Source organism: Methanobacterium sp. (genome assembly GCF_016217785.1).
GTDB lineage: Archaea > Methanobacteriota > Methanobacteria > Methanobacteriales > Methanobacteriaceae > Methanobacterium.
Genome location: NZ_JACRGA010000005.1, coordinates 306,095 through 328,111, shown reverse-complemented (window position 1 = coordinate 328,111; position 22,017 = coordinate 306,095). Strand labels below are relative to the sequence as shown.

Genomic DNA, 22,017 nt, shown 5'->3' with positions numbered 1-22,017 from the left:
CCTACCATTAGATCCTCTTTTCCAAATTTTTTTCTTTTTATTTTCTAGATTCGACGAATTTCCAAAAAAAATAGAATTTAAATAAGTATAGTCCTTTTTAATTATTCCACTTTAATTACAGTGGTCCTGGCAACTTGGTCCAGATATCTTTGCCGTGTTCCTTCTTTACTTCTGGCAAACCCTATTATTATGTCAAGCACCAGTGGGATCCAGAGGAATTTAGAGATGTTTCGTAGGAATGCCATTTTATAGTTCATATCTCCATCAGCAGCCTGCACTTTAAGCTTCATTAAGCCTTTGCCCAGTGTGGTGAACCATTTTCCTTCCATTAAGGTAAAGTATAAAATTATCAGCACACCCAACAATACAAGCCAGTAGTTCAAAACTGAATATAGATTAGTCCATGCTAGTACTGGGTAAATTATGGCAGTTAAGACCCACATAAGTAGAGTGATGAAAATTGCATCAATTATTAAAGCAGCCAGTCTTCTACCCCAAAATTCCTGCATCATAATCACCTGTTGTGTTCTTCATAAATTTTGACATTGTTCTGCTAAAAACACTCATTTTTAGTTTATAATTGTTAACATACCCTGGGAACTGGATCTGCTATGGGTGCCTCCAGTATTCTCTTACCACCCAGTTCTGTTTCCAGGATCACGTGTTTATCAGTGGTTACCTCACCAATTATCTGGGCCTCCCCACCATACTTGGTTTTGCGAATGGCTTCCAAAATTTCATCAGCCTTTTCAGGGGCCACTCCCATGATGACCTTTCCTTCATTGGCCACTTCGTAAGGATCTATTCCCAGCATCTCTGATGCAGCGTGAACTTCCCTTTTAACTGGTATCTTCTCATCATCCAGGAACATTCCCACACCTGACTTTGAGGCCAGTTCATTGAGGGCGTTGGCTATTCCACCACGGGTTGGGTCTTTCATGGCATGCACTCCACCAATGGCTAGTGCTGCCTCTACCATACCCCACACTGGAGCCACATCGGATTTTAAGTCTGTTTCAAAGCCAAAACCTTCACGGTAACTCATTAATGATATTCCATGGTCTCCCACGCTTCCGGTGAGGATGATTTTATCTCCCACTTCGAGTCCTGAATCCGGGGTGATAGCACCTTTAGGGGCAATACCAATCCCTGTGGTGCAGATAATCATCTTATCTAATTTATCATTCTCCATTACCTTGGTATCCCCAGTTACAATGGCCACACCTGTTTCCTGGCATACCTCGTCCATAGATTTAATTATACGTTCCAGTTCATCCACGTTAAATCCTTCGCTGATTACCATGGCATTGGCTATGGCCAGGGGACGGGCACCCATTACCGATACATCATTGACAGTGCCTGCCATTGAGATTCTACCAATATCTCCTCCTGGGAAGAATAATGGGTCAATGGTATGGCTGTCTGTGCTGATTACGATTTCATTTTCACCCAGGGGGATGGTGGCTCCATCATCCAGTTCTGCCAGTCCCACCCCACCATTAACTGTTTTGTTTTTTATATTACCCAGTATTATATCTGAGATGAGACCCTGCATTATCTCTCCGCCAGCCCCATGTGACATTCCGATTTTCATTGATTCACCAGTTTACTTGGTTTGAACTAAATATTTAATATTTTAAAGCCCTTTTTTGAATTTTACACCATTTCATCATTTTAATGAGAATAGAATTTGAGTTAATTCTTGATGATTAGTTGGGATGTTAGTCTATTTAAATATTCCTTATATCTAAAATTTTGAATAGAATCCCCTAATAGGCTGAAAATGGAAAAAAGACTAAAATAGGAGGATATTAAGAGTTTAAGTATATTAATCATTTAATAACCTGGATAAACATAATAATAAAAAGCAGTTTACTTAGTTTTCATAAAACTGCATGAAAAGGATACTGACTGCATAAATAAAGTATACTTTAGTTTAGAATTTAAATTTAAGTTACGTTCTTGTTAAATTACTAGAAACAGGTAAACGAAATAAAATCGGGGAAAATAAGAACAATTTTGGCTTTTAAAGATAATCTGAACTATGAAAGTGGTCTAAATGGAAGGTAACCTGTTTAAAGGGCGTTTAGTAGGGGTTGATGGGAAACCACTGGCACATCATAACCTGGTTATACAGAGGATTGATTCCAGTCCTCTTGTGATGAATCAGGAGATTGCAGAAACCATGACCAGTTCTGAGGGTAACTTCCATGTTTCATCACTGGAATTATCAGAATACGGCAAAAATCCGGAGAAATCCACTAAAATAAAGTTGGAAGTTGGATTTAAAGGTGAAAAGCTGTATGAAACTATTTTAACCGTGGATTTAAAAAGCCAAACAATAGATCTGGGAGTTATGGAGGTTAAAGGCCCCAACAGAGGAGTTAGGGGAAAGGTTTTAGATGAGAAAGGTGATCCTCTGGGGGGTTTGGTGGTTTCAGTGGAAGGTGCTGGGAAGATCGAGTCCTCCTTAAAAGATAGTCGTGCTCTGGAAATGCTAGATAAAATTTCTCCAGTTGCAATTAAAAATTATCATGTGTTAAATGAGTCTAAAACCGATGCAGATGGTTTTTATGAGGTTTTGTACCCTCCCAGCAGTTATCAGAATATTTTAGATGATAAACCCACTATCCAAGTGGTTATTAAAGATGTCTTGGGAGTGTCTGAACTTTCCAGAACAGTCAAATATATCGCTGTATCCGAAACCATGAAGAGTATTGAAGACATAATCATTCCCAGAAATTGGGCAGGGGGATGGTACGTTACCCTTGGAAATTCCCAGAAGTCAAGATTTACAGAGGATAATGAGGTAGAAGTCCTGGTTGATAATCAGACAGAGCTTGAAAGTGTGGTCCAGTCTATTAACAATGCAAATTCATATGTTTACATTACTCAGTTTGAATTTGAGTCAGATTTCACAGCCACCTTTACCCATGAAACTAATGGTAACCTTCGTCCCATGGATATTTTAACCCGCATCATTCTAAATGCCAGTTCAAGGGGAGTCAAGGTAAAAATAATCTTAAATGAAAATCTGGCAGTGCCGGATAGCTACAAAGAGATGGAAGAGTTTTTCAAAGATAGTTCTGTTGAAATCCGCCAGTTCAAATCACATGGCCTCCATGTGATGCATGCCAAAACCCTGATTGCCGATGGAAAAGAAGCCTATGTTATTGGATCTCCATTTAATAAGGATTACTGGGACTCATCACAGCATATAATAAACGACCCCCGACGCCATCCTCCTGGTGTGAGACCGGTTCATGATGTTTCTGTTAAATTGAAGGGAGGAGCAGTTTACCATGTGGAAGAATTCTTCACCCAGATGTGGAATTACATTTCCATGGAAGAGTATCAGGGAGAGGGAATAATAGATCCCCATCCTGCGAGTCCCGGTTCGAGGAAGACACCGGTTCAAATGGCAAGATCAGTAACTCCAGAAACATTCACTAAAAAAGGGGAACTAGGAATATTTGAAGGTTATCGGAAGGCCCTGGCCAATGCTAAGGATTTTATATATCTTGAAAACCAGTTTTTCACCAATAAAACCATTGCTAAAGCTTTGAAAAATGTGATGGATTCTGATGATGATCTGCAGGTTATAGTGGTGATGAATGAAAATCCGGATAACCCCAGATACAAAAAATGGCAGAACCAGTGCATTGAAAAAATGGGAATAAAAACATATGAAGATATTTTGGAAAATCCTCAGATAGGTTTTTTTACTTTATGGTCTACAGGATGGGAAAAACAAAGGTTCCAAATACAACCCGTTTATGTACACGCCAAGGTGGGTGTTGTGGATGATTTATGGGCCACTGTGGGCACCGCCAACCTGGATGGTTCATCCCTCACCTATGTGAATGAACTTGAAGGATTTTTTGACACAGAATTCCATAGAAATATGGAAATGAACGTCATCCTACCTGGATTGGATAAAGATTCAAGTAAATATATTGGGAAACTACGAAATTCCCTGTGGATGGAGCATTTGGGAATTGAAGGGAGTTATCCCATTAAAAAACCAAAAGAAGGTTGGCTAAAAACTTGGCAGGAAGTTTCCCAGAAAAACTTAAAGTCTTTAAACCGGACAAAGCCATATTTAACTGGACATATATTGCCCTACAGCGCTGAAGAATCTGTTGAAGATCAGCTTAAGGATTTAAAAATAGAAACCAATGATTGGGATATTTTAGATTAATAATAAGGGACTAATGAAAAAAAGAGGATTAACATGCCCCAAAGGATTAGATTGATTTAAAAAGATTAATTGATTATAAAAGGATTTCAGAAGGGTATATTTAATTCACTGCTTTTACATCCGTTCTTTATACTCCAGCTCTTTAAACTTGATCTTGAACTCAGTCCCATTATGTCTGGTTAATTCAACGGTACCTTCCAGTTGATTCACCAGGCTGTTTACCAGTTGTAATCCCAGTGTGTCAGTCTCGTCAAAGTCTATGTTTTCCGGTATCCCCACACCATTATCACTGATGATCAGGTCGTAAAGACCATCCTTATATGAATGGAGTTCAATTCTGAACTCACCCTTCTCCTGAGGGGGAAACGCATATTTCAGGGTGTTAGTTACCAGTTCACTTACGATAAGACCACAGGGAATGGCTGTTTCCAGCCCCATCATCACTTCTTCCAGCACAATGATGGTTTTAACCCGGTTTGAATCCACACCATAGGAATAGAATAGATCAGAAACCAGACTCCGGATGTAGTCTGCGAAGTTAATTTCCGAGAAATTGCGTGATTTATAGAGTTTTTCATGGATCATTGCCATGGATTTAACCCTGTTCTGGCTTTCTTTAAGAACGTTAACAGCCTCTTCATCGTTAACGTACTGTTTCTGGAGGTTGAGTAAACTGGAAATAATCTGCATGTTATTTTTAACTCTGTGATGGATTTCCCTTATTAGGACTTCTTTTTCTTTAAGTGAAGATTTGAGAGCATTTTCAAACTCTTTTCGCTCGGTAATGTCCCTGGCCACCATTACTGTGTAGAATATATCACCGAACTTTACCAGACTTATGCTCATTTCCACATTGATCTGGGAGTTGTCACTACGTTGTAAGACTGTTTCAATGGTTTTGCGGTTTTGGAGGTGTTTCCCATCAAATAAACTGAAAATAATTGTTCTCATTTCATCCAGTTTATCGGGAGCAATTATATCCTCCACTTTCATTTCCAGCATTTTTCCAGCATGATATCCCAGCTGTTGGCAGGCGGAATTATTCACATCTGCAAAATGGCCAGATGGAACTTCTGAAAGAAAAATTGCTTCATTGGTTTCATCCAACAGTGCCCTGAATCTTTCCAGTTCAGAGAGTCTCTGCTGCAGTTCTGGATAGTAACTTTTTCTTATGGATTGTTCGCCTAATCCTATTATTTTCTCACGAATGGAATCCCAATTATCCTCTAGATCAGAGCGCATTTTTAAATATCTCCTCTACATCCTTCTGGGTTGGTCTCCGGGGATTGGTTATGATGCAGGCGTCATTCATGGCTTTACCCGCAAGTTCAGGAATATCACTGGCAGTGACTCCAACATCCTTAAGGGAGTAATTTACATCAGCTTCAGCTTTCAAATCCCTTATTCCATTTATTAGAGTTATTTTAATTTCTTCATCATTCATTCCATCAATTTCCAGGCCCAAAGCTCTGGCAATTTCCTTGTATTTTCTGCTCTCTTCATCAAAGTTAAATCCCACCACATGATCCAGAAGTAGTGCATTGCATTCTCCATGGGGCAGATCCAGGAAACCACCCAGACTATGTGCCATTGCATGCACCAATCCAAGGCTTGCATTGGAAAATGCTAATCCTGCATTTAAAGAGCTCAACATCATTTTAGCCCTCAGATCAATATTACCCAGATCATTGCTGACTGGAATAAGGTTAGATGCGACCAGCTTGATGGCTTCCAGTGCATGCAGATCAGTGATAGGGGAACTGGCATTGGATACAAATGCCTCTACTGCATGGCTTAAAACATCAAAACCGGTGTTGATTGTTAAAGATCGGTCCATGGTAAGTGTTGTTTCCGGATCAATCAGGGCCACATCCGGTACCACAGTTTTACTAACTATGGCCATTTTTAATTTTCTTCGGGAATCAGTTATAATTGCAAATTGGGAGACATCTGCTGCACTTCCTGCAGTTGTGGGGATGCATATAAGGGGTGGAGATGGGATTTGAACTTTGTCCACACCTTCAAATTCATTTACCTCTTTTTTGTTGGAGCTGACAATCCCTATGGCCTTGGCACAGTCCATGGCACTCCCGCCACCCACTGCCACAATGAAGTTGCAATTTTCATTTAAGTAAACTTTGGCTCCTTCCATAACCTGAAGTGCAGTGGGGTTTGATTTAATATCTGAATATATCTCATAATCAATTTTTTCATCTTTTAAAGCATCAAAAACAGGGTTAACCAGTCCTGAACCTCTGATATCAGGGTCTGTGACAATTAACACTTTTCGGGCCCCAAAATTTTTAGCATATCTCCCTACCAGTAATCGTGCCCCTGAACCAAAGATAAATTCTGGAGCCACGAATTTTCTTAATTCCAATACACTTTCCATGGTATCCCCACAAAAAATTAAACATCCACTTCAATTATTCGCATTCACGGATTATCCTTCAAATAGGTCTTAAAATCTCCAAATAATCCTAATCTTTGAATAAACCTTGAACTTAAATAGTTTGAAACTATATAAGATTAAATAATATTTTTATAGATTCCACACTAATTATATTATTCCATCCAATAATTCTTTAAATTGATTAGTGGTTAGTGAAATTATTTTTTAATGAATTTTTAATATCGTAGTTAATGGGATAAATTGTTAACAGTAGAAAATCCTGGAAGTAATATAAGGGAAAGGTTAATATATCATACTTTAGTAAAATCATATATCTGGAGATGAAGATTTAGTGAAGACTTTTTTACACTCCAATAGGAATATATTTGAATATGATATTTCCGTAACTTATTTGTAAAATAAATAGAAATTAAGCTAATAGAGGTGAATTTAAATGGCAATTTGGCAAGGAACATCCGTGAGAAAAGCTACTGGTGCGCGGGCTAAGACTAATCGTAACAAAAGAAAAATGGAATTCGGTAGGGAACCTGCAGAAACCAAAATTGGAGACAGGAAGATCAAAACCATAAGAACCAAAGGTGGTAACGAGAAGATACGTCTCACCAATGCGGAGAAAATCAACGTGGTTGATCCTAAAACCAAGAAGGTGCAGTTAGCCGAGATCACCAGTGTGGTGGAAAACCATGCTAACACTCACTTCGTAAGGAGAAATATCATCACCAAGGGTGCTGTTGTTGAAACCAGTGCAGGTAAGGTTAAAGTGACCTCCCGACCTGGTCAAGATGGTATTATCAACGGAATCCTCATGGAAGAATAGGTTTAATCCTATTTTAATACCTTTTTTTTAATTACCCTCTCAAATATCTCTGAACTGCCATTATAACACTCAATCATTATAATATTTACACTATAACAATCAGTAAGGAACTTGAATTCTAATAATGGGTGTTAACATTGGACAAATCGATTAAAGAAAGTGTGGACAAGTTCTTGGTTTCGGTTAACCAGGAATTACCCCAGGGAATGGAACTTGAATTTGAAGGATTCTATGAAAGGGGTTTCTTTGTCACCAAAAAAAGGTATGCCCTTATACAGGATGATAAAATTGTGGTTAAGGGTTTGGAGTTAGTTCGGAGAGATTGGGCTCCAGTTGCTAAAAAAACCCAGGAAAAAGTAATGATGGCTATTTTAAGGGATGGATCTCCTGATAAAGCTGCTAAAATTATTAAAGAAGTAATTGACCAGATTAAAAAGGGTGAAACTCCTCTTAAAGATCTGGTGATCCACACTCAGCTTACCAAAAATCCTGATAAATATCAGCAAAGAGCACCGCACGTTCTCGCTGCTAAAAAGGCCATTGCAAGAGGGCGGAAAGTGGGACGTGGCTCCATAATAAGATACATAGTGATTAAAGGAAGGGGTCCCATAAGCCAACGAGCAGAACCCCTTGAAGATGCTGATGTGGCCAACTACGATCCCAACTATTACATTGACAATCAGGTCCTGCCGGCAGTTTCCAGGATAATTGATTCATTGGGTTATTCCCAGGATGAGATTGTTCACCAGGAAAAACAGAGTAGTTTAGATGCATTTTTTTAATTGAAAATTTATTATTTTTTAAACGGGCATCTATAAGATCATGGATCATTATTATATGTCGTCATAGACTATCATGAATTAATTAAATTTAAAATAAATTAATTGAATTTTAAAATAAGAATATAAAAATAAGAAAAGGTAGGGTGGGTAAATGATCAAGGCTGTTTTTTTTGATATAGATGATACACTATATGATACGTCTGGTTTTGCTAAATTGGCCCGTAAGGCTGCCTTGCAAGCTATGATAGATGCGGGTTTACCCCTATCACAACAGGAGGCCTACCTTCTTTTAAGGGAGATCATCAAAGAGAAGGGATCCAACTACGATAAACACTTCAATATTTTAACCAAAAGAGTTATGGGGGAGGAAAAACCACTTCTCATTGCTCTGGGTATGATAACTTATCATAACGTTAAATTTGCTCTTTTAAGACTTTTCCCAGACACCATGTCCACTCTCATATATCTAAAGAAAAGTAATTATCAGATGGGAGTTATCTCCAATGGTTTAACCATTAAACAGTGGGAAAAACTCATCCGACTGGGTTTATATCATTTCTTCGAGGATGTGGTAACATCCCAGGAAGCCGGATCTGAAAAACCAGACCGTAAAATATTCCAACTTGCCCTGGAACGTATGGGATGCCAGGCGGAAGAATCAGTTATGGTGGGAAATAAGTTCAGTGAAGATATATTGGGAGCAACCAAAGCAGGTATGTCTGCAATACTGGTCAATTCCCAACTAACTGAAGCTGAGAAAGAACTTATTAAAACAGAAGGTTTAAAGGTTAACGTGGTTTCAGACATTAACCATGTGAAAACTATACTCTAGAGTGGGAATTATAGTTAGAGTGGGATTAATTTATTATACTAATGATAGACCTGAAAAAATAAATAAATATGACTAATAATAATCCAAAAAACTGGATATATAATAATAATATAAAAAACCCGAATAAAAGTTTTCGGTGGTTTACAATGAATTACTATCACGATGAAAAGATGCAAAAAATTTTCAAAGCCCTGAAACAACCCAAAAACTTGGATGATCTGCAGCTTTCAGACAGTTTCGTCAAGGGATTAATACTTAAAATCATCAGTAGTTACGGTACCGTGAAAACCAGTACCATCAATGAATTAACGGGTATTCACTGGGACATCCTGGAGGAAAGTTTAAGTAAGATGGAAAAAAGTGGTTTTTGCGCCCCTGTAAGTGGAGGGTTCCTCTTTTCCAGTGTTGAATACACCATAACCAAGAAAGGACGTGAAAAAGTTCGGGGAATTGCCGAAGAAAATCCCTATATTGGTATTGCCCCGGTCCCCTACGAAGAGTACTTTCAGATCATGAAGATCCAGATACACCACCGTTATCCCCTTGAAATCCCTCCAGAAGTAGTGCAGGAAACTTTCCACCAAGTGGTGGGGGTGGATTATGCTAAAGAAGCCCTTATTGAATCATGTATAATTGGTAAGGGAATTTTCGTCTACGGCCCCCCTGGAACTGGTAAAACCTTTATTATCAGCACCATGCCTGACCTTTTACCACCACTGGTGATTCCCAAGTACATAGAGTTTGGTGGGAAAATTATACAACTTTACGATCCTGATTTTCATAAGATGTGTGAAGAACAACCCAATGATCCCCGCTGGGTTAAGATTTACGCCCCATTTGTTCTAACAGGTGCTGAACTTAATTTAAACAAGCTGGAAACCAATTATGATCCTAACAAGGGTGTTTATGAAACCTCTCCACTGATTAAAGCCAATGGAGGTATCCTGTTAATTGATGATCTGGGAAGACAGCGTGATGACCATGAACTCATCCTCAACCGGCTGATTGTGCCCATGGAAAACAAGAAGGATGTGGTTTACGTGCGTGGTATTCCAGTTATCCTGCACACCCACTTCATTCCCGCATTTTCCACTAACCTGGACATAAGCATCATGGATGAAGCACACCTTCGCCGTGCTCCTCTGCATATTTTCCTTCAAAATCCGGAAATTGAAGAGGTTACTGAAGTTTTCCGCAGGAACCTGGAGGATCTCAATGAGGGTTTCCAGCCGGAAGTCCTGGCCCGATTCATGAAGGTTTACCAGTCCAAAAAAGAAGGGGGGGAAGGCCTGCAACCCAGCTTCGCCCATGCTCGTGATGTTGCCCAGATCTGTCAATCAGTGCGCATTAACATGGGCAAAGACATCATAGATACCGAAGTCCTGGAAGCAGCTCTGGATAAGCATGTTCTGGTGGTGCTGCAGCGGATGAACATTGATATAGCTCAGATTTCCCATAAAACTCGTTCATTCAGATTGAAGACCGATGATCTGGAAAGAACTTACCAGGAATTATCTCACTACGGTGCCAGTCTCATATGCTATGAAAATAACTCAATAATCACCGATGTGGATGAAAGCACCAGTCCGGTGGAATTAGCAAATTATTTGCACGGTAAAGACATCAAAGTCGAAAGTATTGATTTAATAGCAGAGTCAGAGAAAGAATTGAGAAGGACACTGTTAAACTGGTGATGATTAGTAACCACAACTTATTTAAACGTGGAGTACCTACACAAAATAAACATTTATAGAATGGGAGTATTATTAAAGAAATTTCCATTTACCGGACATATTTCTTTACCGGATAATTTCAATTATATTAACATGAATTTTTTAGAAAGTATGTGATTTTAAGAAAGTTTAGGATTTTAAGAAAAATTTTAGGGGAGAATTTCATTTGAAGAAGTACATTATTATAGGGATTGCTATTCTGGCTATAGTTGCACTCATCATTACCGTGCCATTTGGCAGTGCCAACATCGAAACTAAACATTATCAGAATGGTGAAATTTCTTTTGATTATCCTGCTAGTTGGCAGCAGGTTTCAGGGCAAGGGTCTCAAGTAGTTGCATTTAAAGACCCTGAAACTGGTATGAATGTTACTGTCAACCGCCAAGTAATGCCCTCAGGATACAATACCACGCAGGATTTTGTTCCAGAAGTTATTAAAGAATCAGAGAGTAACCTCAAACTTACATCCAGCAAGAAAATTGATGTGAACGGGAAGGTGGGTTACGATAACACCTACCAGATCCAGAAAAATGGTTCCACTATAGATCAAAGAGAGCTATGGGTAAATGCCAACGGAGCACTTTACAGTGTCATATATAGTTATCCTCAGGAAGGATTTAAAGTAGAATCCCTACTGAAAGGACTTAAAGGATCAGAAAATAGTGCTGCTTTTGATGCTGTTAAAAATAGTTTGAAGATCAACTCCACTAAACTGGCTGATATGCCTACCTTTGGAACGGTATCCATACCCAGACTGGGAGTGACCTGGAATATACGCTCCGATACTTTAAACGCAATGGGAGCTGTTTATCATTATTCTTCACCAGACAGTACTTTACCAAAAAGCTTTTACCCTGGTGAAAAAGGATCTATGGGATTACTAGGACACCATACTCGGTATTCCGCCCCATTTGACAATATAGATAAACTTCAAATCGGAGATACTGTCATTATTAATGACTATCTGACCCAGAAAAAATACACTTACAAAGTAGTTTCCAATAATGATATAAGATACGATTACACCACCAATGTAATCACATTCCCGGCTGGAATTAAAGAACTGGTCCTGGGTACTTGTTGGCCTGAAGGATTTACCGCTGCTGAAAGGTATACTCACTGTCAGTTAAGCTCTGTGGATCCACTCAATTAAGAGCCAACTTAATATCTTGAAAAAACTATTTTTCCTTTTTTTTTATTTTCAGGAAATAATATCTCGTATAAAGGTAAGCATGAATATCAGAACAATATAAATTTGATAAAATGTATATAATAACCTATTTATATTTAATTAGCTCTAGATAGATTATAGATTTGGATAGAAATAGATTTAAGGGTTATGAAAATGAAAAAAACATTCATCATTTTACTCCTGGCAATACCATTGATTTTATTTATCGCATTATTTCCCATATTTTCCGTAGACAATCAGAATTCGTCTTCGGGTAATAATTCTAATAATAATACCAGTGAATCACCTGCAACCGGAAACATAACTACCAATACTTCACCAGATAAAGTGGCGTTTATAATACCTCATCCAGATGATGAGACCATTGGTGTTGGTGGGACAATTCAAAGAATCATGGAAAACGGTTCTACAGTTCACTTTGAGCTTATGACATCGGGTGATGCTGTAACATCCCAGTTACTCACGGTAAAGAATTATTACAACATAGAAATTCCTTCAAATTCCACTGCAGACTATCGGAAGAAATTAATCCGGGAAGATTCATTTAAACGGGTTATGGCTATTTTTGGTACTCATTACAATATACAGAGCTTTGATGATGGTGCCTTGAACTCAGAGATTGTATTTACTACCATGGAAAATCTGTATCTTAAGGAAGGTTACACTGTCTTCTACACCACAACTGGAGATGGAAATGGGGATCATCTGGCCTGTCAGCAGGGAATGGCCAAGATGAAAGAGAAATATCCCAACCTGAAATACAGGCAGTTTCCTATTTACTATTATCATGCTACCAGAGCAGCTACCACTGCCCTGACCAACAATTACACTGATGTAAATGTCAACACATATGCTGCTAAAAAGAAGAGCGCATTTCAGGTTTATTACAATATAAACACCATTTTGAACACATTTTACCCTTACAGTGATGGTTTATACAGCATTGGCCCTGAAAGAATTTATTATATAAATTAATTTAGGGGTTATCCCCATTAATTCTAAAACCAATGAAGAACTTCATTAAAGGTTAATAGAATAAGAAAGATAAAAAATTTATAGATATGAAAATTTAAATTAAATTTATTTAAGAATCCAGATGGAGATTTGATAGATATGGCAGATACAGTTATATTTGGATCACTACTTTACTCTCACATAATCCCACCTATACTGGCATTTATAGGTGTGATACTGCTTTGCAGTGGAATCATGGATGGAAAAAGGAATTATGCCATTGCAGGAGTTGTACTCTTCTTTGCAGCGGGTCTACTGCCCTTTTTGATATTGCCAGTGATTTTAGGTACATGAACGTTTAAATAGATTCATGTGCCCATTTAATTTCATTTTCAAATTCTATTTTTTCTTTAAATATTTTAACTATTGAAGTTTTCTGTTTAATTATTCATTTTCTGGTTTAATTAATCCATTTATTATTGAATTAATGATATGAACTCAGAACGTTTATCCTCGATTAATTTTCTATTACCCTGAAATGCTCCTTTATTTTCTAATTTTAGTGAGGATACCAGTGAAGCAAAAATTCCACACTCATGGGGATCCGATACCTCCTGCCTTCTGAATGCATAGGCCGCCAGGTAACTATCACCTAGGCCAGTTGGATCCACCCTTTCCTTTGAGGGAAAGGCAGGGATCTGATGGGTAACATCATGGTGCCTGGAATAAACAATAGATCCTCTATCTCCTCTGGTGATAATCACTTCCCCGGGACCAATAAGAGAAAGATTCCTGGAAATTTCATGCAAAGAAAGGGATGAATCATCAATTATCACCCCTGCTTCAACCTCATCCAGGAACAAGAAATCCGCACATGTTAAAAACTTTTTATAATGTTTCAGTGGCTTTAAAACTACTTTTTGACCTTTTAAATGACGTAGATACCCCTGAACTCCCAAATATACTGGTATTTCCTGCTCAAAGATGTATTTAAGGGTTTCAAAAGGTACGTCGTGTGGTGAAAGGGGTGAAACCAGTACCGCATCAAATGTATCCCAATCAATGGGAGACAGGTGAGAGATTTCAATGGGATTAGAAGGTATGCAGGCTCTCTGCAACCGGTGATTAGGATTCTCATCAGGATAAAAATTCTCAAATTGCGTGGTTTTGTTACCCCATACAGGTTTTAGCTTTATATCCTGAGGAAAATTATCGAGCAGACTAGTATCATCCTTTCCCACAGTCACCAGGGCGGTGACATCCGATTTAAGGGCTGATAAAACTCCGGCCTGATAATAAACTGGCCCCCCAATACCTTTACATTTTGAACCACTTTTTAAAATAGTGTCACGGGTTACAGGACCGATAATCAAAAATTTAGCCATAAAAATATCTTGGACAGATGAATTAATAAGCTTAAGGATTTGATTGGTGATTTATTAAAAAAAATTGATATGGATAATTGTAAATGGGATTATTCAATAAAAGTAAATTCATAAAATGAGTATCTGATGAATTATACACCTTAAAAAAGTTTCATTTGACCCTGGTGGAGTGTAGTACCTACTAAAACTTTATCCACACCTCTTTTATCCAGCTGGGAGATATCTTCCACAGTAATGCCCCCTCCTAAAATAATCGAACTTTCAAGTCCTGCAAACTCATCCATTAACTTCCAGTTAATCCCTCTTTCAGTTCCTACCCTGGAGATATCCAGAAGAATTATCTGGGATGGTTGTAATTTTTCTAAATTTTCCCGTAATATATTGAAATCAAGCACCATATGTTTGCTTAGGACTTTATTCTGGATGATATCAATGCTTACAACGATCTGTTTCCTGTTAACCCTGCAAAATATTTCATGAAGATCCTCCAGTTTTTTCAGAGTCTCTGTGGCCACTATCACCATATCTGCAACTTGAAGGGCTTCTCTTACTGAATCCAGATCACTGGCACCGCAATCCAGCATCACAGGGATAATCTGGTTGATCTCCCCTACCAGATCCCGATTAGAATTCCTTCCCTCAATGGCATCCAGATCAGCAATGTACAATTGCTTTGCCCCTGCATCAAAAAGAGCACGGGCAATTTCCAGAGGATCGGAAGAAGGATAGAAAACTGTTTGAAGCGGTTTATATGACTTTCTGTTTCCAGATTTTCCCGAAACAGCCGTTCCTTCTTTTATATCCAAAACTGGTATTATCAATTAATCACCCACAAATTAAGGCTATTAATTATTTTTATATTTTTATAATTTTGTATGTGCAAAGCATGACTCCAAGTTACCACTCGCACATTCTAAACCAGTAAATATACCCAATATGAAATAATTAAGATCTGATGTAATCTTATTGATGTTACCTAAGATAAATAGTTTTGATGACTAGGTAGAATAAAATGAAATGAAAAAACTAAAGGTGGAAAGTCCTATTTGGCGGTGCAAATACCGCCAGATAAGTCAACCCTCCACCATAATCAACTTTCCAGTAGTGGGATCCTGATAAACAGTTCCCTTTTTAGCATATCCCTGTCCTGAACCTGACTCTGATTGGGGTGTGTCATTGAGTTCACTACCCTGATTAATTTCAGCCACCTGCTTCATGGCCTCCATGGTCTCTTGACGTTCTTCCTGGGTCATGTTGGCAAAAACCACGTTTTGCATGTTCCAGGACATTACCAGAAATATCAAAAATCCAACTGCCAGTACCAGCATGGCATCCACAAGGTTTGCGGATCCTGCTGATGGGTCTTCTCCCTGATTATCATCCAGCATACGGCGTTTGCGCCTTACCATGATCCATCACCTCAAGTGCAGCTTCACACAGAGCATCCAGATTAGACAGGTATTCTTCGTACCATCTTCTTCTGACCTTGGATATGACGTAAGCTATAGCTCCTGCTGCTAATCCAACAACCGTAGTGTCAAATGCTATGATAATTGCATTGGCCAGAGTGTTAATATCTCCTGAACCCAGTGCTGCCAGACCAGGACCCATGGGGATCAGTGTTCCCATCAAACCCAGTGTAGGTCCTAAACGGGTTACAATATCTGTTTTCTCCAGACTCTTGGCTGCCATGGCCTCTTCTTTTTCAATGAGTTTTCGGGCCAGGGCTTCCCTGGATTTACTGCCCAGTTCAGGGTGAGATGCAATTTTGATGATGATATTCTTGTAACCGGCAGGAATATCACTTTTATCCATTACTTCCTTAATTCCTTCAGATGTACCTGTATTGGCAAAATCACTTATAATTTTCTCTATTTCCTCCGTACTAACTCTTATTCTACCAGTATACTCAGATATAAGACCTCCGAAGCTTATTATGGCATAAAGCATGAAAGCCAAAAGCCCGACAATAACCGGTATGAGAAGGCTCTGGGATATGACATGCAAAATTGAACTTAACATTTCACTGCCTGGAATCGCTACCATATAAATCACCTAATATTTAATTATCCATTGCTATTTTGATTAGTTTTAATTGGTTTTTGCGTTTTGATTGGTATTTTGATTAATTTTATTGGTTTTTGCGTTTTAGTTGCTATTTTTACTATTTTTGATTGGTTTCTGAAGCTTTATCTAGAAAAGGACTACGATTGCGGGCTATATAATAACCAGCCACAGTGAGTACAACAATTGTTATCAATGCATAAACAAAGGTCCAGATATCAGGAATATCTACAGGACTCATCTGTTGACTTAAAACTGTGCTGATATTGGGAATGACTATGGCAGAAGTTAAAAAGTAAAACCCAGCAAACAACATGAAATTACCCAGTAAAACAGGGTAAGGTTTGTTTAATTTGCGCCCTATTAACCCTGAAACAAGGTAACATACAGCCATGGTTATCATTAAAAACAGTGCAGCGTATTCCCCCACAGCAAATGCAGAAGCACCAATCATAGGTGCGGCAATGATTATTGCTGCCACCGCTGCTCCAAAACAACATGGGCAGGGAGCAATCATGGCCATGCAGGTTGCGGTAACACTGTCTTTATTGTGTATTTTCCATTCCTTGAGTGTGTGGAAACCCGCATAAAGGATGACTGCAGCCATTGCAATACCCAGAACAGAACTGTAGGCATAAACAAATCCCTGTATCTGTTCAATGAAACCGCCAGCAATAAAAGTGAGTAAGAGTATACCGCCTCCGTAGCCCAAGATTATAGCCGCTGTTACCTTCCTGGAAAGACCGGCAAATCCCATGGCCAGACCAATTTTTATTCCGAAAACCATTACTACCGAGAGTATCCCCAGTTTCCATAGTAATTCCATCATTTTAATCACCGCTCCGTCATCTTAACCATACTAAGAATTTAATTAAATTACTTATAATATTTTCGATCTATTAAGTATTATTACTTTACAGGTCAAATCAAGTTGTATCGTAATACTTTAAATTAATTTAATACTTTCAGTATGGTTTTTGAAGTTATTGTAATACTTGCCATGGTTTAATTAGTAATAATTATTCTTACACCCAAATCATGTTCCGAAATCATGTTAATTTACACCCAAAAAAAAGAAGAAAAAGGGGTAAAAATCTTTTATTTTTTAAATATCGTTCCCCTGAAGTAACCAAATCCTACCAGACCTACCAATATTAAAACGCCCACAATTGCAACTATTGGCATGCTGGATTGAGGTGAGGCAGAACTATTCTCTGATACTTCATAGGACTTGGAAGTACCATCAGTGCCGGCAGTTTCCGATGCTGATTGGGATGTGGATGAACTCTGTGACCCACTCTTAGTAGCAGCTTCACTGCCAGATGAATCACCAACTGAAGAGGATGCCCCACTGGTTGACTGTGCACTGGCTGATTGTGGTGTGGATCCCGGTGTTCCCAGATTCAAACTCTGACCAGTGGTACTTGCAAAAGCTGCAGCATACTGTTGAAGCTGTTCCATGCTCAGGGATGAGCCAGTAACCATCATCTGGTTTAACACCAGATTTCCACAGGTGTGGTGGCAGCAAGTTACACCATATGTATTCACACTCTGAATGAATTCATTGATGAGAGCAGTTTTGACTTCTGCTGATGGATTCCAGTAGCCTTTTCTTATTGTTTCCACCATCCTTGCCAGCATGGATTGTTTGGCGTAAGGATTGTTGGTATTGAAGTACTCTTTTAAACCGAGATTGTTCTTATCCAGGATATAGGTCTCGTAAACCATGTTCCATGTATCTTCAGTCACGAGACCGGGTGTTGTTACCTGCCACATCCATAAGTCTTCAATGAAGGTATCCATGTAGCGTGTTCCATCCTGCCCGTGTCCCTGCATACCACTGATCCAAGTAGGATTCAGGTATCTGGTTAGAAGGTCACGGTTGAAGAACTGGCTTAATGTTTCGATTTTGTAATCTCCGGATTCTCTTAAGTTGTTTATGTACAACTCAGGATATTTCCCGGAAACTCTGGCAATTGCCATCCCCAATCCGCCCAGGTAGGCTGCAACCATAGGATGATCCAGTACACCGTAAACATTGGAAGATCTGCTGAACTGGCATATTTCCACGCCGTTAAGGACTTTCTGGAATAAACTGCTTGACTTTTGACCCCATCCATCGTTTCCATATACATAGCTCATACGATCTAAGTAGAAGTCTGCCACTTCATCGGTACTGTTCCAGGTTTCACTGGCCGGTATCACCTCCTGAATTCCCGGGGTGTAAGCACCAGATGGTTCAGAAAATACTCGAGACATGGAAAGACTTCGAGCTTCAGCTTCACTGTAACCTTCACTGAGAAGTGACTGGTAGATTGCTTCGGAGTGTTCTTTAACGTAGTTGGAATAAGTTGTTGTATCATTTGCCTGTGCAGCTAATCGTACTGCTTTATCCAGTAATTTTACGAGGTCGGAATACATGTCACGATACAGTCCAGATATTGTAATTACCACATCGATTCTGGGCCGTCCCAGTGTTGTAGAGTCAATGAGTTCAACATCCTTCACACGACCTTTTGAATCCCTTACCAGTTTTACTCCTAATAGGTAGAATATTTCAGATTCCATTATACCCTGATGTCGGGATGTTTCCACAGACCAGAGTACAAATGCCACCTTCTGAGGGTAACTTCCAGTCTTCTGGAGTTGCTCATTTACCAGTTGATTGGCCAGTTCAATACCTGCATCCCAGGCATTTTCAGTTGGCACGATACGTGAATCAAAGGTATAGAGATTTCTTCCAGTTGGTAAAGCATCTGGGTTTCGTACAGGATCACCATTTTTACCAGGTAGAATGTATTTACCTTCCAGTGCATCCAGGATTCTGGTTATTTCATAGTTACAGTCTGCTATCCTACTGGCATAATTTAAGGCTAAGTTCAGATATTTGGTAACCTCATCCAATACTGTTCCCAGAACCTTATTCTGTGCAGCTTCTGGAGTCAGATTGTTAATTAAAACTTCGCTGAGCAATGCGGTTGTAAGACCTTCTGCTGGATTTACCGCTGCAACTTCATCTTTATACTCATCTCCCAACATTGCCTCCACCATGGCCACCAGAGCCGTTCCATTTAAAGGATCGGTACCGTTTGGTGTTTCACCGAGTATGTGAGAACCATAGGGCATGTAGGTAGTTTTCAAGTCCTGTAGATAGGTTTTCAGTGACCCTAAAAATGCTTCAAACAGAGAAGTGTCACTGGATACATTATCAAGATTTACACCTAAAGCCTGATCTATGCCTAAACTTTTGGTTTTGTTGATAATGTCCTCTTTATATCCTCTTTTCAGGGTTTCATCTACTGAGTTGTAAAGATTTATGTCCTGGTCTAAATCTGCTAAATCTCCGTATAATCCCGATGGAATGAGTATGGGGGTCATGAAGTCAACAATGAGCATGTTGGCCCGTCGTCTGTCAAAGATCCCTTCAGCATCCATTGGTAATACGTGGATTATGGGCATGTCCTGTAAGAGGATTGCTCCCCAATCATGTGCAGATAGTCCAACCTGTTTACCAGGCATCAGTTCTACTATACTGAAAATGGAGAATATGGCATCTGCATGGTAGACTTTGTTCATCCAGAAGTAAAATGCAAGGCAGTCATGGGTTGGTGGCAGAGTTCCAGTGTTGTACAAGGTAGAGTTATCCTGCAACCATCCCCAGACCGGTTCAGGTACCAGTATAATGTTACCGTACTGAATTTTAGGGATGACAATGTACTTTCCAGTTGCATTCTCATAAACCATTATTTTACCTGGTGCCAGTCCCCATTGTTCTATCATTTCCGCCTGTTTATCTGCAGAAAGTTCACTGAACCATTGCATGTAGAGACTTCCTGGTATGAGTATCACACTACCGTTTTGCACCCTTTTTTCTAGTTCACCGGGAGCCCAGGTTCCAACGTTACTACCTACCTGTGCCATTAATGTTGCAAGTTCAGTGGCAGTGGGTAATGGACTATCTCCAACATTGTACCCTCTTTCCTTGAGTGCTACCAGGAGTTTGGCCAGACTGGCTGGTGTGTCCAGGTAGTAATCGATATCTGCACCGACATTGGCCTTTCCTCCTCCTTCACTGTAGTAGGTGATAACAATTTTCTTCTGCCAGTTATCTGTACGACGTAGTTGCATCCAGGAAATGGTTCGCTGAGTTAACCATGCTATCTGATAATCTATGGGTTGGTTGTATTGTTTACCTGTTTCAGGGTTTGTTTCCTTGGCACTGATAACAATGGGTTCGATAATACCATCTGATTCTGCATAGGCTATCTGGTAAAGTTCTGATGTAGGAACTCCAATGGAACTTTCTTCCCATGCTGAAACATTGGAATTGAACAATCTGATCCCATTAATCACCGTTACATTGAGTTTCTTCAGGTCCTCTATACCCAGAGATTGATTTTGAGAGTTCAAGGTTGCTCCCATGGATATTACAATCAGGGCATCGACAAAGGAGACTCCGTCTTTTATAAAGTAGTTGATGGAATTTCGATTGGCAGATACATAGGTTCCCACAATGACATTCACGTTGTTTGATTCAAATGATCGCACCAGTGCATTTATTAATGGAGAATCCCGGTCCATGTCAGTGTATTTGGATGTTATAATTCCCACAGTTGGATTGGAAGAATTGTAAGTGTAGTGACCTGTTGAAGTTGAAGTATACCACGCAAGATAATCCGTTAGATTACTGTAAATTTCCGGTGCGTCTGGATGGTATATTCCTTCCACGGGCCTGGTTACTGGGGCTTGTACTGTTGCTGTAACGTTGCAGAATTTAACTCCCAAAAACAGGAGCATCTGTTTGAAGTTTGTTGCTGATGGATACTGGAAATATTTAGATAGGTCTGAATACTGGGTGTCTTGAAGGTTCACGTTGTGTAGGTTGTAGGCCATTGTTGAGTCTCCAATTGCAATGACATAAGCCCCTTTACTTCTGGCTTCCAGAACTGTGGGCGTTATAGCATCCATAACTGATGCTATGAGATTTTCTAAAACAATTACATTATAATTACTCAAGTTATAACTGTTAGATGTCAAATTATCAACTGTACGGCCAGAGTAGGCTGTTACGTTAACTTTGCTAGAAATCTCTGGATCTGTGGATACGTTGTTTACTGTAATCACATTATTGGGGTAACTGCTTACAATGGCAATGTTTGGTAAGTCACTGGAATTATTACCAGAACCTGTATTTTGAACTGTAATTTCACCTCCCTGTGAATCTTCTGCTGATACCGCTCCACACAAAAGCAATGCGAAAACAATTGTCGTTACTAGTAAAATTGTTTGTTTTCTCAATATTTCACCTCCTTTTTGTTTTTTATAAGCAAAATTGATAAATTCAATAATGCTTGAAAATTAATAAAGTATTCTTTAATATATATTTTTCCATAATAATTGAAAAAAGATCAAGTAAAGTTTATATAATAGGAGGTCCAAGGTAATGGTTGACAATCCATACACCTACAAAAATGACACCAATAGGGTCCAGTAAACCTCCTTAGTTTTCCTAAAGGTGCCAAAAATTGAGGGACCTAAAACCAGATAGGTCCCTTGAATCTAATTTTATAATACAAAAAAACAGAGGGATTCTTTTTTATAATTTTAGAAAAAATAATTAATTAAATAACAAAAAGTCTATTCC

At 39.0% G+C, this 22,017-nt stretch carries 18 protein-coding genes; 8 read left to right on the top strand and 10 right to left on the bottom strand.

Features of this window, described 5'->3' with window-relative positions; all coding sequences use genetic code 11:
* Positions 1-101: 101 nt before the first annotated feature.
* Both HY987_RS02980 and hypE read right to left on the bottom strand, forming a co-directional pair.
* The gene (locus tag HY987_RS02980) at positions 102-509 is read right to left on the bottom strand and encodes an RDD family protein (RefSeq protein ID WP_292755482.1); all 408 of its coding nucleotides are present in this window, start codon (positions 507-509) and stop codon (positions 102-104) included.
* 74 nt (positions 510-583) lie between these two features.
* Entirely contained in the window at positions 584-1,594 is a 1,011-nt protein-coding gene (hypE, locus tag HY987_RS02975; protein ID WP_292755480.1) for a hydrogenase expression/formation protein HypE, read from the bottom strand.
* A 465-nt stretch (positions 1,595-2,059) separates the two neighbouring features.
* Between hypE and HY987_RS02970 the strand changes: the two genes are divergently transcribed.
* A complete protein-coding gene (locus HY987_RS02970; protein ID WP_292755478.1) occupies positions 2,060-4,201 on the top strand; it encodes a phosphatidylserine/phosphatidylglycerophosphate/cardiolipin synthase family protein in 2,142 nt (713 codons plus the stop codon).
* Between the two features lie 114 nt (positions 4,202-4,315).
* On the opposite strand, the gene HY987_RS02965 is transcribed toward HY987_RS02970, so the two are convergent.
* Positions 4,316-5,443: a histidine kinase dimerization/phosphoacceptor domain -containing protein gene (locus tag HY987_RS02965; RefSeq protein WP_292755477.1), complete on the bottom strand. Its 1,128-nt coding sequence runs from the start codon at positions 5,441-5,443 to the stop codon at positions 4,316-4,318.
* Positions 5,433-6,593, bottom strand: a complete 1,161-nt coding sequence (gene ercA, locus HY987_RS02960; protein ID WP_292755475.1) for an alcohol dehydrogenase-like regulatory protein ErcA — start codon at positions 6,591-6,593, stop codon at positions 5,433-5,435. Before ercA ends, HY987_RS02965 begins: the two co-directional genes overlap by 11 nt.
* Before the next feature lie 454 nt (positions 6,594-7,047).
* Between ercA and HY987_RS02955 the strand changes: the two genes are divergently transcribed.
* The 7 genes from HY987_RS02955 to HY987_RS02925 all read left to right on the top strand — a co-directional run bounded on the left by HY987_RS02955 (position 7,048) and on the right by HY987_RS02925 (position 13,278).
* The gene (locus HY987_RS02955; RefSeq protein ID WP_292755473.1) at positions 7,048-7,431 is read left to right on the top strand and encodes a 30S ribosomal protein S8e; all 384 of its coding nucleotides are present in this window, start codon (positions 7,048-7,050) and stop codon (positions 7,429-7,431) included.
* Positions 7,432-7,568: 137 nt separating this feature from the next.
* On the top strand, positions 7,569-8,213 hold the full coding sequence (locus HY987_RS02950) for a DNA polymerase domain-containing protein (protein ID WP_292755471.1): 645 nt from the start codon (positions 7,569-7,571) through the stop codon (positions 8,211-8,213).
* Between the two features lie 151 nt (positions 8,214-8,364).
* Positions 8,365-9,045, top strand: a complete 681-nt coding sequence (locus HY987_RS02945; RefSeq protein ID WP_292755468.1) for a TIGR02253 family HAD-type hydrolase — start codon at positions 8,365-8,367, stop codon at positions 9,043-9,045.
* Between the two features lie 146 nt (positions 9,046-9,191).
* The gene (locus tag HY987_RS02940) at positions 9,192-10,739 is read left to right on the top strand and encodes an ATP-binding protein (protein ID WP_292755466.1); all 1,548 of its coding nucleotides are present in this window, start codon (positions 9,192-9,194) and stop codon (positions 10,737-10,739) included.
* Between the two features lie 205 nt (positions 10,740-10,944).
* Complete coding sequence (locus HY987_RS02935; RefSeq protein WP_292755464.1) at positions 10,945-11,931, top strand: sortase; 987 nt, start codon at positions 10,945-10,947, stop codon at positions 11,929-11,931.
* A gap of 192 nt (positions 11,932-12,123) precedes the next feature.
* Positions 12,124-12,945 carry a PIG-L family deacetylase gene (locus HY987_RS02930; RefSeq protein WP_292755462.1) on the top strand — a complete coding sequence of 274 codons (822 nt, stop codon included), beginning with the start codon at positions 12,124-12,126 and terminating at the stop codon, positions 12,943-12,945.
* Between the two features lie 138 nt (positions 12,946-13,083).
* Positions 13,084-13,278, top strand: a complete 195-nt coding sequence (locus HY987_RS02925; RefSeq protein WP_292755460.1) for a hypothetical protein — start codon at positions 13,084-13,086, stop codon at positions 13,276-13,278.
* Positions 13,279-13,400: 122 nt separating this feature from the next.
* On the opposite strand, the gene HY987_RS02920 is transcribed toward HY987_RS02925, so the two are convergent.
* The 6 genes from HY987_RS02920 to HY987_RS02895 all read right to left on the bottom strand — a co-directional run bounded on the left by HY987_RS02920 (position 13,401) and on the right by HY987_RS02895 (position 21,671).
* Positions 13,401-14,309, bottom strand: coding sequence for a PfkB family carbohydrate kinase (locus HY987_RS02920; protein WP_292755458.1), 909 nt, complete (start codon positions 14,307-14,309; stop codon positions 13,401-13,403).
* A gap of 140 nt (positions 14,310-14,449) precedes the next feature.
* Positions 14,450-15,130, bottom strand: a complete 681-nt coding sequence (locus tag HY987_RS02915; RefSeq protein WP_292755456.1) for a HisA/HisF family protein — start codon at positions 15,128-15,130, stop codon at positions 14,450-14,452.
* A 252-nt stretch (positions 15,131-15,382) separates the two neighbouring features.
* Positions 15,383-15,718, bottom strand: a complete 336-nt coding sequence (locus tag HY987_RS02910) for a DUF2149 domain-containing protein (protein ID WP_292755454.1) — start codon at positions 15,716-15,718, stop codon at positions 15,383-15,385.
* Entirely contained in the window at positions 15,687-16,355 is a 669-nt protein-coding gene (locus HY987_RS02905; RefSeq protein WP_292755452.1) for a MotA/TolQ/ExbB proton channel family protein, read from the bottom strand. The genes HY987_RS02910 and HY987_RS02905 overlap by 32 nt, the downstream gene beginning before the upstream one ends.
* Positions 16,356-16,473: 118 nt before the next feature.
* Positions 16,474-17,202: a DUF2162 domain-containing protein gene (locus tag HY987_RS02900; RefSeq protein WP_292755450.1), complete on the bottom strand. Its 729-nt coding sequence runs from the start codon at positions 17,200-17,202 to the stop codon at positions 16,474-16,476.
* A gap of 269 nt (positions 17,203-17,471) precedes the next feature.
* Positions 17,472-21,671: a cobaltochelatase subunit CobN gene (locus HY987_RS02895; protein ID WP_292755448.1), complete on the bottom strand. Its 4,200-nt coding sequence runs from the start codon at positions 21,669-21,671 to the stop codon at positions 17,472-17,474.
* Between the last annotated feature and the right edge of the window lie 346 nt (positions 21,672-22,017).